This is a genomic window from Pedococcus sp. P2_E2 (genome assembly GCF_056403955.1).
Genome location: NZ_JBFUEM010000007.1, coordinates 297,521 through 307,307 on the forward strand (window position 1 = coordinate 297,521; position 9,787 = coordinate 307,307).

Annotated in this window: 11 protein-coding genes; 6 read left to right on the top strand and 5 right to left on the bottom strand. The window is 70.9% G+C overall.

Annotated elements, in window-relative coordinates; translation table 11 throughout:
• Positions 1-24: 24 nt before the first annotated feature.
• A complete protein-coding gene (locus AC1DWR_RS16850) occupies positions 25-852 on the bottom strand; it encodes a TrmH family RNA methyltransferase (protein ID WP_477624856.1) in 828 nt (275 codons plus the stop codon).
• Positions 853-926: 74 nt separating this feature from the next.
• On the opposite strand from AC1DWR_RS16850, the gene AC1DWR_RS16855 reads away from it, so the two are divergent.
• Entirely contained in the window at positions 927-1,535 is a 609-nt protein-coding gene (locus tag AC1DWR_RS16855; RefSeq protein WP_477624857.1) for an LURP-one-related family protein, read from the top strand.
• Positions 1,536-1,557: 22 nt separating this feature from the next.
• On the opposite strand, the gene AC1DWR_RS16860 is transcribed toward AC1DWR_RS16855, so the two are convergent.
• From AC1DWR_RS16860 to serS, 3 genes are read right to left on the bottom strand one after another with little or no spacing between them, the layout of a single operon-like run.
• A complete protein-coding gene (locus tag AC1DWR_RS16860) occupies positions 1,558-2,370 on the bottom strand; it encodes an HAD family hydrolase (RefSeq protein WP_477624858.1) in 813 nt (270 codons plus the stop codon).
• Between the two features lie 9 nt (positions 2,371-2,379).
• Entirely contained in the window at positions 2,380-3,591 is a 1,212-nt protein-coding gene (locus tag AC1DWR_RS16865) for an alpha-hydroxy acid oxidase (protein ID WP_477624859.1), read from the bottom strand.
• Positions 3,592-3,615: 24 nt separating this feature from the next.
• Entirely contained in the window at positions 3,616-4,878 is a 1,263-nt protein-coding gene (gene serS, locus AC1DWR_RS16870; RefSeq protein ID WP_477624860.1) for a serine--tRNA ligase, read from the bottom strand.
• A 151-nt stretch (positions 4,879-5,029) separates the two neighbouring features.
• Between serS and AC1DWR_RS16875 the strand changes: the two genes are divergently transcribed.
• Complete coding sequence (locus AC1DWR_RS16875; RefSeq protein WP_477624861.1) at positions 5,030-5,977, top strand: serine hydrolase; 948 nt, start codon at positions 5,030-5,032, stop codon at positions 5,975-5,977.
• Between the two features lie 74 nt (positions 5,978-6,051).
• Positions 6,052-6,690: a LysE family translocator gene (locus AC1DWR_RS16880; protein ID WP_477614322.1), complete on the top strand. Its 639-nt coding sequence runs from the start codon at positions 6,052-6,054 to the stop codon at positions 6,688-6,690.
• A 70-nt stretch (positions 6,691-6,760) separates the two neighbouring features.
• Here AC1DWR_RS16880 and AC1DWR_RS16885 read toward each other — a convergent pair whose 3' ends face one another.
• Positions 6,761-7,306, bottom strand: a complete 546-nt coding sequence (locus AC1DWR_RS16885) for a DinB family protein (protein WP_477614321.1) — start codon at positions 7,304-7,306, stop codon at positions 6,761-6,763.
• Between the two features lie 103 nt (positions 7,307-7,409).
• On the opposite strand from AC1DWR_RS16885, the gene AC1DWR_RS16890 reads away from it, so the two are divergent.
• The 3 genes from AC1DWR_RS16890 to AC1DWR_RS16900 form a co-directional block, all read left to right on the top strand.
• Complete coding sequence (locus tag AC1DWR_RS16890) at positions 7,410-8,522, top strand: diacylglycerol/lipid kinase family protein (protein ID WP_477614320.1); 1,113 nt, start codon at positions 7,410-7,412, stop codon at positions 8,520-8,522.
• Entirely contained in the window at positions 8,522-9,220 is a 699-nt protein-coding gene (locus AC1DWR_RS16895; RefSeq protein ID WP_477614319.1) for a phosphatase PAP2 family protein, read from the top strand. The genes AC1DWR_RS16890 and AC1DWR_RS16895 overlap by 1 nt, the downstream gene beginning before the upstream one ends.
• Positions 9,157-9,787: phosphatase PAP2 family protein (locus tag AC1DWR_RS16900; protein WP_477624862.1), on the top strand; the 631-nt coding region annotated here is incomplete at its 3' end. The genes AC1DWR_RS16895 and AC1DWR_RS16900, both read left to right, overlap by 64 nt.

Below are 9,787 nucleotides of genomic sequence, written 5' to 3' on the forward strand. Positions count from 1 at the left end.
GGGGTGCTCCTGACACGGGTGTGCTCAGTGGGCTGGGGCGGGGCCGGACGTGCCGCGCTGCCGCACCGCCTCGTAGATCACGATGGCGGCGGAGGTCGCGACGTTGAGCGAGTTCGCCTTGCCCACCATCGGGATTCGGACCTTGTATGCCGCGTGGTCGAGCACCTCGTCGGTCAGTCCGTACTTCTCGGCACCGACCGCGATGGCCACCGGACCGGTGTAGTCGACCTCGGTGTGCAGCACGTCCGTGTCGGGCGTGGTGGCGACGAGGGCGATGCCGTGGGCGTCGAGCCACGCCAGGGTGTCCTCGGTGGAGTCGCTGGCCACCGGGACGCTGAAGACGGTGCCCTTGGAGGCGCGCACGAGGTTGGGGTTGCCCCAGTCGGTCACAGGKTCGGCCGCCACGACGGCCTCCGCCCCGGCAGCGTCGGCCGTACGCAGCATCGCGCCCAGGTTGCCCGGCTTCTCGACCCCCTGGCACAGGACGGTCAGGGCAGCGGGACCCACGACCAGCTCCGCGCACCGGCGCACGACCGACGGCACGACCGCGATGAAGCCGTCAGGCCCTTCGCGGTAGGCCGCCCGCTCGAACGCCGTGCGCGACACCTGGACCGTCTCGACCCCGTCGCGCCGCACCTGGTCGACGACGCGCGTCTGGCTCGTCGGGTCGAGCATCAGCTCGGGGCAGTAGTAGAGGGCCTCGGGCCGCACACCCGCGAAGAGGGCGAGGGTCAGCTCCTCGTACCCCTCGATGAGCGTCTGGCCCGTCTCCTCGCGCGTCCGGCGACGCCGGAGTCCGGTGAGCGACTTCAGGCGCGGGTTCGACGGCGAGGTGATGATCAGGTCAGCCATGGCGGGCCCAGTCTGTCAGTCCGAACAGGTGCGCCGCCGATCATGTCCGTCGCCGATCGTGCAGACTGTCGGCCATGAGCCAGCCCGCGGTCACCGAGCACTTCTCCCTCCGCCAGAAGATCACGATGATGGTCAACCGCTACGAGATCCGGTCGGTGGACGCCGCCGGGGTCGAGGGGCCGGTCATCGCGGTCGCCCAGCAGAAGCGGATGGCGTTCAAGGAGCAGGTCACGTTCTACGCCGACGAGGCCCGCACCCAGCCGGTGTTCTCGTTCAAGGCCAGGACCCGGATGGACCTGGGCGCAACCTACGACGTGTTCGACGCCTCCGGCGCAGCGATCGGCTGGTTCCGCAAGGACTTCGGCAAGTCACTGCTGCGTTCGTCGTGGCACCTCGGCACGCCCGACGGACTCCAGGCGTTCGGGACCGAGCGCAACCAGAACATCGCGATCCTGCGCCGCGTGTGGGACCTCCTGCCGGTCGTCGGCGAGATCCCGCTGCCCTTCATCTTCCACTTCGACTTCACCGCGCCGGACGGCAGCGTCGTCCTGTCCTCGGAGCGCAAGCGCTCGCTGCGTGACCGCTACGACATCCGCATGCCGCAGGCCAGCAACGGCTGGCAGCTCGACTGGCGGGTGGGCCTGGGCATGGCCGTCGCGCTCGACGCACTCCAGGGCCGCTGACGGCTGGGTCGAGGCCCGGCGGCTAGAGCAGGGAGCGCAGGACGGGCACCAGCCCGTCCTGGTCGACGTCGAGGGTGACCTCGTCGGCGACCTCCTTGACCGAGTCGGGGGCGTTGCCCATCGCCACTCCACGGGCGGCCCAGTGCAGCATCTCGATGTCGTTGCGCTGGTCACCGATGGCGACGGTATGCCGCGGCTCGACTTCCAGCCGCCGGCGCAGGATCTCGAGGGCGGAACCCTTGGAGACGCCTTCGGGGTTGAGATCCAGCCAGGCGCTGAAGCCGACGGCGTAGTTGACGCCGTGCAGGCCGATGCGTTCGGTGAGGGCCAGGAAGTCCTCAGCCGTGCCGCCGGGCGCCCGGAAGGTCACGCGGGTCACGGGTTCGGCGACCAGCTCCTCCCACTCGACGACTCGCAGCTCGCCCTGGAGCTCACCGTCCGGGAACGGTGCGCTCAGCTTGAACCCGACCCCGAGCTCCTCGACCGCGACGACCGCCCCCGGCCACTCGTGGCGCAGCAGGTTGAGCGCCGGAGCGGGGTCGAAGGTGACCGCCTCGATGATGCGGAAACCGTTGTCCTCCAACGGATCCAACTCGATGGTGACCGCGCCGTTGGAACACACGGCATACCCGCTCACGATCCCGAGCTCGGCGAGGATCGTCGTCGTCGCCACGATGGAACGCCCGGTGGCGACGATGACGTGGTGACCGGCAGCCACTACGGCGTGCACGGCCTCGCGCACGTCGGGTGACAGCTCGCCGGCGTGGTTGATCGTCGTGCCGTCGACGTCGAGGGCGACGAGGTGGGGGACGCTCACCTGCGGGGCATCGGTCATGCGGGCAGCCTACGGAAGGCGGACGTGCTGTGGCCCGAGGTCCGCGATCCGGCGGGCGCCCAGCAACGCCATCGTGCGCCTCACCTCGGTGGCAAGGATCTGCGCGGCGCGCTCGACGCCGTCCTCTCCCCCAGCCATGAGTCCGTAGAGGTAGGCGCGCCCGACGAGCACCGAGCTCGCGCCGAGCGCCATCGCTGCGACGACGTCCGAGCCGGACATGACGCCGGTGTCGACCATGACCTCGGGCCCGTCGCCCAGCGCGTCGCGCACGTCCGGGAGCAGCCGCACGGGCACCGGGGCCTTGTCGAGCTGGCGGCCGCCGTGGTTGGACAGAACGATCGCGTCGGCGCCGGCGTCGAACATCCGGCGGGCGTCGTCGACGGTCTGGATCCCCTTGACGATGAGCGGGCCGTCCCATGTCGACCGCACCCAGCCCAGGTCCTCGATCGTCATCGTGGGGTCGAAGAGCGCGTTCATCATCTCGGCGACGGTGCCGTCCCAGCGGTCCAGGCTGGCGAACCGCAGCGGCTCGGTGGTGAGGAAGTTGACCCACCAGCTCGGGTGCATGGCGCCGTCGAGGACGGTCCGGGCGGACAGGGCCGGCGGGATGTTGAAGCCGTTGCGCACGTCGCGCAGCCGCACTCCCGCGACCGGGACGTCGACGGTGAGGATCAGCGCCTCGAACCCGGCGGCCCTCGCCCGGGCCATCAGGTCCTCGGCCGGGCCGTGGTCGCGCCAGACGTACAGCTGGAACCACTTGCGCGCGCCCGGCGACGCCTGCGCCACGCCCTGGACGTCGGTCGTGCCCAGCGTCGACAGGCCGTAGGGGATGCCGAACCGTTCGGCGACGCGGACCACGGCCCGCTCGCCCTCGTGCTGCATCATGCGGGTGAACCCGGTCGGGCCGAAGCCGAACGGCAGCGCCGAGGGCGTGCCCAGGACGGTGGTCGTCGTGTCGATGTCGCCGACGTCGCGCAGCACCGACGGCTGGAAGGTCAGGTCGCGGAACGTCGCCCGCGCCCGCTGCAGGCTGAGCTCGCCCTCGGCGGCGCCGTCGGTGTAGTCGAACACCGAGCGCGGTGTGCGGCGTCTCGCCACCTCGCGCAGGTCGGCGATCGTCAGGGCTGACGCGAGCCGCCGCTTCTTGGCGTTGAGCTCGACCGGCTTGGGCCGCAACAGGGGTTTGAGCTCGGACCACTTGGGCAGCTGGCGATCGCTCACCTCGCCGACGCTACCCGCGAACTGCTAGACCGGCTTGAGGACCTCGAGGCCTAGGAAGGGCTGGAGGGCCTTGGGCACGACCACCGAGCCGTCGGCCTGCTGGTGGTTCTCGAGGATCGCGACCATCCACCGCGTGGTCGCAAGGGTGCCGTTGAGCGTGGCCACGGCCCTGGTGCCCTGGCCGTTCGGGTCGCGCTCCCGGGTGTTGAGCCGGCGGGCCTGGTAGGTCGTGCAGTTCGAGGTGGACGTCAGCTCGCGGTAGCGGCCCTGGGTCGGCACCCACGCCTCGCAGTCGAACTTGCGGGCCGCCGGGCCACCGAGGTCGCCGGCCGCGGTGTCGATGATGCGGTAGGGCACCTCGATCTTGGCGAGCATCTCCTTCTCCCAGCCGAGCAGCCGCTGGTGCTCGGCTGCCGCGTCCTCGACGCGGCAGTAGGTGAACATCTCGACCTTGTGGAACTGGTGGACGCGGATGATCCCGCGGGTGTCCTTGCCGTGCGACCCGGCCTCGCGGCGGTAGCAGGCCGACCACCCGGCATACCGCTTGGGGCCGTCGGCGAGGTCGAGGATCTCGTCGGCGTGGTAGCCGGCGAGCGCCACCTCGGACGTCCCCGTGAGGTAGAGGTCGTCCGCCTCGAGCCGGTAGACCTCGTCGCCGTGCTTGTCGATGAAGCCGGCACCGGCCATCACGTCGGCCTTGACCAGCGTGGGCGTGATCATCGGCGTGAAGCCGTGCTCGACGGCTTGGGCGATTCCCATGGTGAGCAGCGCGAGCTCGAGCCGGGCGCCCACGCCGGTGAGGAAGTAGAAGCGCGACCCGCTGACCTTGGCGCCCCGCTCCATGTCGATGGCGGCGAGCGACTCGCCGAGCGCGAGGTGGTCCTGAGGCTCGAAGTCGAACTCCGGCACGGTCCCGACGGTCTCGAGCACCGTGTAGTCGTCCTCGCCGCCCACCGGCACACCGTCCTCGACGATGTTGCCGACCTGGCGGATCAGCACGTCGAGCTCGGCCTGCGCGGCATCGGCGTCGGTCTGCAGCTGCTTGACCCGCGCCGAGAGCTCCTTGGTCTGGGCGAGCAGCGCCTGCTTGTCGTCCCCCTGCGCCTGCGCGACCTGCTTGCCCATCGACTTCTGCGTGGCACGGAGCTGCTCGAACTCGGTGAGGGACGACCGGTGGGCCTGCTCGGCAGCGAGGATCGAGTCGACGATCCCCTCGTCCTCACCGCGGGCGCGCTGGCTGGCGCGGACGCGGTCCGGGTCCTCACGCAGGAGCTTGATGTCGATCACCGGGCAAGACTACTCAGCAGCGCGCGCCCTCTCGGAGGCGCTGCCCCACCGCACTCCTCGAGGGATCCGACGGGCGAGGCGCCCGCTGGATCGCCCGATGACCCGGGGGTGAAAGGGGCGCGCGCTGCCCGTTGCAGGTCACAATGCGTGCATGCTCACGCGGCGGCACCTCCTGCTCCTGGCGCCGCTCGGCGCCGCGGCAGCCTGTGGCCGAGAGCGCGCGCAAGGGACGCCGTCCCCCACGACCGGTCTCGCGGACGGGACGTCGAGCCCGCCGACGCCTTCGACGACCACCGCCATGCCCACCACCAACACCGCGTCCACGACCAGCCGGGTCCCCGCTCCGACGAAGGCATCCGCCCGACCCGCCCCCACGCTGGCGGCACTGCGCGACGAGCTGTCCGCCCTGTGCCGCCGCCATGGCGTCGACCTGGGGGTGGCGGCCACCGAGGCACGGTCGAAGCGGTCCTTCGCCTGGGGCGCCGACACGACCATCGAGACGGCCTCCATCGCGAAGGCCGACATCCTGGCGGCTCTGCTGCTCCAGCTGCAGGACCGTGGCTCCCGCATCTCGGCCCGCCAGCTGGCCGTCGCCTCCCAGATGATCCGGGTCAGCGACCACGAGTCCGCCTGGACGCTGTTCCGCGAGATCGGGCTCGCGGACGGGATGGAGGACGCGAACGAGCGCTTCGGGATGAGGGCGACCCAGTGCTTCGACTACAGCTGGGGCCTGACCCGGACGACCGCTCGCGACCAGCTGCGGTTCGTCGAGGCGGTCAGCGCGGCGGGGACCAAGGCCTCGCCACTCAACGCCCGGTCGGGGGCGGTGCTCCTCGACCTGATGGAGGACGTCATCGCCGAGCAGAAGTGGGGCGTGAGCGCCGCCGCCCACCGGGGCGACAGCGTCAGCCTCAAGAACGGCTGGCTGCCCCGCTCGACGCTCGGCAAGCGGTGGATCGCCAACAGCATCGGACGCATCACCGGCCCCTCGCTGGACCTGCGGCTGGCTGTCCTCAGCCAGAAGGCGACGTCCCTGGCCCAGGGCATCGAGATCGTCGAGCAGGCAGCGACCCTGACCCGCAAGCATCTCGGGGTCTGACAAACCATCTCGGGGTCCGAGCAGACGCCGAATCCCGTTGCCCTCGGGGCCGGCCGGGCGCGATCCTTGCGGGTATGCCGTCCACGCCCACCCTCGCGTCGTTCGCCCTCGCCGCGACCGCGCTCATCCTGCTGCCCGGTCCAGCGATGCTGTTCCTCATCTCCCGGGGGATCGGGCAGGGCAGCCGCCGACTCGCGGTCGCCTCGATGGCCGGCATCGAGACGGCGACAGCGGTGATGGTGGTGGCCACGGCGTTCGGCCTCTCCGCGGTGATCAGCTCCTCGGTCCTGGCCTTCTCCGTCGTGAAGTACGCCGGCGCGGCATACCTGGTGTGGCTCGCCATCCGCGAGTTCCGCAGCAAGGGGCACTTCTCCCTCGACCGCGCGCCGGTCACCAACTCCCGCCGTGCGTTCGGCGACGCGTTCCTCGTGGGCATCTCGAACCCCAAGACGGCAGTCTTCTTCGTGGCCTTCTTCCCGCAGTTCCTGCACCGTGAGTCCGGCGCGATCTGGTCGCAGGTGCTCGTCCTCGGCGCGATCTTCGTCGTGATCGGGGCCGTCTTCGACAGTGTGTACGCGCTCACCGCCGGCTCGCTGGGCCTGTGGCTGGCCCGCCACCCGCGGGCGGTGGAGCGGCAGAAGTACGTCTCAGGGGGCATCTTCCTGGCGATGGGCGGGGCTGCCGCCCTCACGGGCCACCCCCAGAAGGCCTGACCAGCAGCCGCGTCGCCCCGTGCGCCGTGGCGCGGCGGACCCTCGTGCCCGGGTATGCCGCGCGGTGGGCTCAGGCGCCGACGTCGACGAGGTGGTGGGCGAGGTCGTGCAGGAAGTACTGCCCCAGGGTGTGCACCGTGAACCCGGACCCGTCGCTGCGCAGGCCGGTCCGCTCCCACGCGTCGTCGGGCACCGCCGCGAACACCGCCGCGACGGCGGAAGCAGCCTGCTGGACCTCACCACTGACCACGGCCGGGTCCTGCTCGCCGTAGCGGTCGGCCACCGCGGTCTCGTCCTGGTCCCAGTTGGCGAACTGCGGCCCCTCCTGCTCCAGCATCAGCTCGACCCTGCCCTTGAAGACCCTGCACACGTCCCTGACGTGGCACGCGTACTCCAGTGGCGACCACACGGTGGGAGCCGGCCGTTCCCTGGCGGAGGCGCGCTCGAGCACGGCGGTCCACGGCGCGGTCGACGCCAGGGTCAACGGTGCGATGTCGGCCCGTGCGACCGATCCCGCGTCGAATCCGCAGTCAGGACAAGGCCTGTCCAGGGTCCAGGTCCAGTCCTTGGTGTCGGGGACGATCTGGTCGTTCGCGGCGGCGTCGAGGTCACCCATGCCGACCACGGTAGCCGCCGACCGCGGCACGCCACCCCCGAGAGGGCGTCACGGGGCTCTGACCTGTGGCGATGGCACGCCGCCCGTGGGGTAGCGTCGGCCCGTGCTTCGCGAACACTCCGGCTGGATCGCCCTCGGGGCGATCGTCCTCGTCATCCTGCTCGCCCTCGGCGTCGCCGGGTGGGCCGGGATGCGCGGGCTCGGTGCCGGCGGAGCCCACCGTGGCCGTCGGTGGGGGCGTCGTCCGCACCGCAACGACTTCCGCCCTGAGGGCTCCGTGCCCGACTCGCCCGTCCGCCGCGCAGCGATCATCGTCAACCCGACCAAGTTCGACGACGTCGCGGCGGTGCGCAGGAAGATCACCGAGCAGTCGGTCAACCACGGCTGGGCCGAGCCGCTGTTCATCCTCACCACGGAACGCGACCCCGGCACGGGACAGGCCCAGCAGGCCCTGGCCAAAGGCGTGGACCTGATCTGCCCCCTCGGCGGTGACGGCACCGTGCGCGCCGTGGCCGAGGCGATGGTCGGGAGCGAGACCCCCATGGGCCTGCTGCCCGGGGGGACCGGCAACCTGCTGGCCCGCAACCTCGACCTGCCCGTGGACGACCTCGGCGACGCGCTGCGGATCGCCCTGACCGGCCAGAACAAGCGGGTCGACGTCGGGCGCCTCACGATGGACACCTCCGGCGAGGACGACCGGCCGGCCAGCCACATCTTCCTCGTCATGGCCGGTCTCGGCTTCGACGCCGCGATCATGGCCGATGCCCCGGAGGGGCTCAAGGCCAAGGTGGGCCCCGCGGCATACGTCGTCTCGGGCACCCGCAACCTCCGCGGCCCGCAGTTCAAGGTGCGCGTCAAGGTGGAGGACCAGGAGGAGTTCACCCGGCGGGCCCGCACCGTCGTCATCGGCAACTGCGGCAAGCTGCTGGGCGGACTCGTGCTGATGCCCGAGGCCGAGGTCGACGACGGCCAGCTGGACATGGTCATCCTGTCGCCCAAGGGGGTCGTGGGGTGGGCCGCCGTGGCCGCGCGGCTCGCGTCCAAGAAGCGCAAGGGCCACCAGATCGTCGACCACTACACGAGCCCGTCGGTCCGGGTGCGCAGCGATCGTCCGCAGGAGGTCCAGATCGACGGTGACACGCTCGGCAAGGCTCGCGCGATCGCCGCGGAGGTCGTCCCCGGCGCCCTCGTCGTTCGCGTCGGATCGCTGGACTGATGGCCACGACCACGTCACCAGCCCGCACGTCGCGCACCGCGCGGCTGCTTCGCGGGGCCGCGGCCATGGTGCTGTTCGCGGTGCCGTTCGCTATGCTCGGGTTCGCGGTGCGGCAGAAGTTCGACCCCCTCGTCCACCTGGACAACGCCATCGCCGACCGGGCCACCGACCTCACGCGGTCGGTCGGAGCGGGCAGCGCCCTCATTGCGCTTCAGGCGGTGAGCCAGCCATGGGTCGTGTACATCGTGGCGACGCTGGTCTGCCTGTGGGCCTGGCTCGCCAAGGGGCTGCTCAACCGCGCGCTGTGGGCGTTCGTCACGATGATGATCGGCTGGAACCTGGCCCTGGACGCAAAGCTGCTCGTGCAGCGGACCCGGCCTGTCGTCGACGACCCGATCTCGCACGCCCCGGGATACTCGTTCCCCTCAGGTCACGCCTCGAACGCCGCGATCGTCGCGACCACCCTCGTCTTCTTGCTGTGGCCGCTGCTCTCGCCCGTGGCCAGGCGCGTGGCCACGACCGTCGCTGTGGTCTTCGCCCTGGCCGTGGGTCTGGACCGCATATTCCTCGGTGTGCACTTCGCCAGCGACGTGCTGGCTGGGTGGATTCTCGGAGTTGGCATTACGTTCTCCTCATGGCTCGGATTCATTGGCAAGACGGCCGCGACCTCCTCACCCGGACCGTCGCACCCGGCGTAGTCCTCTTCGGGGTGCTGGCCGGCCTCGGCCTGCTCATCACCGGACCGCTGTCGGCGATCGACAAGGCCGAGGACCGGACGGCGAGGGCGCTCAGCCGTGACCGGACCGACTTCTGGAACCCGATCAGCTGGGTCTTCTCGAGGCTGGGCAACACCGAGATCGTCATCGGCGTGTGCCTCATCGCGGTCGCCCTCATCTGGTGGCGCACCCGCGAGTGGCGGTGGTCAGTGGTTCCGCTCATCTCGATCTCATTGCAGGCGACGATCTTCCTGTTCCTGACGTTGGCGGTCGGTCGGGCGCGCCCGCCGGCCAACCCCATGGACACCTCGCCGCCCACGACCAGCTATCCCAGCGGTCACACCGGTGCGTCCACCGCGTTGTACTTCTCGCTGCTCCTCATGGCAGCAACCCGCATCGAGCGCCCCTGGCTCCGCCGCCTGTCGATGGCCGTGTGCGCGGTCCTCCCGTTCCTCGTCGGGATGGCCCGGCTCTACCGAGGCGCCCACCACATCTCCGACGTGGTCGCCGGTTTGGTCAACGGGGTCGTCTGCGCGGTGCTCGTCTTCC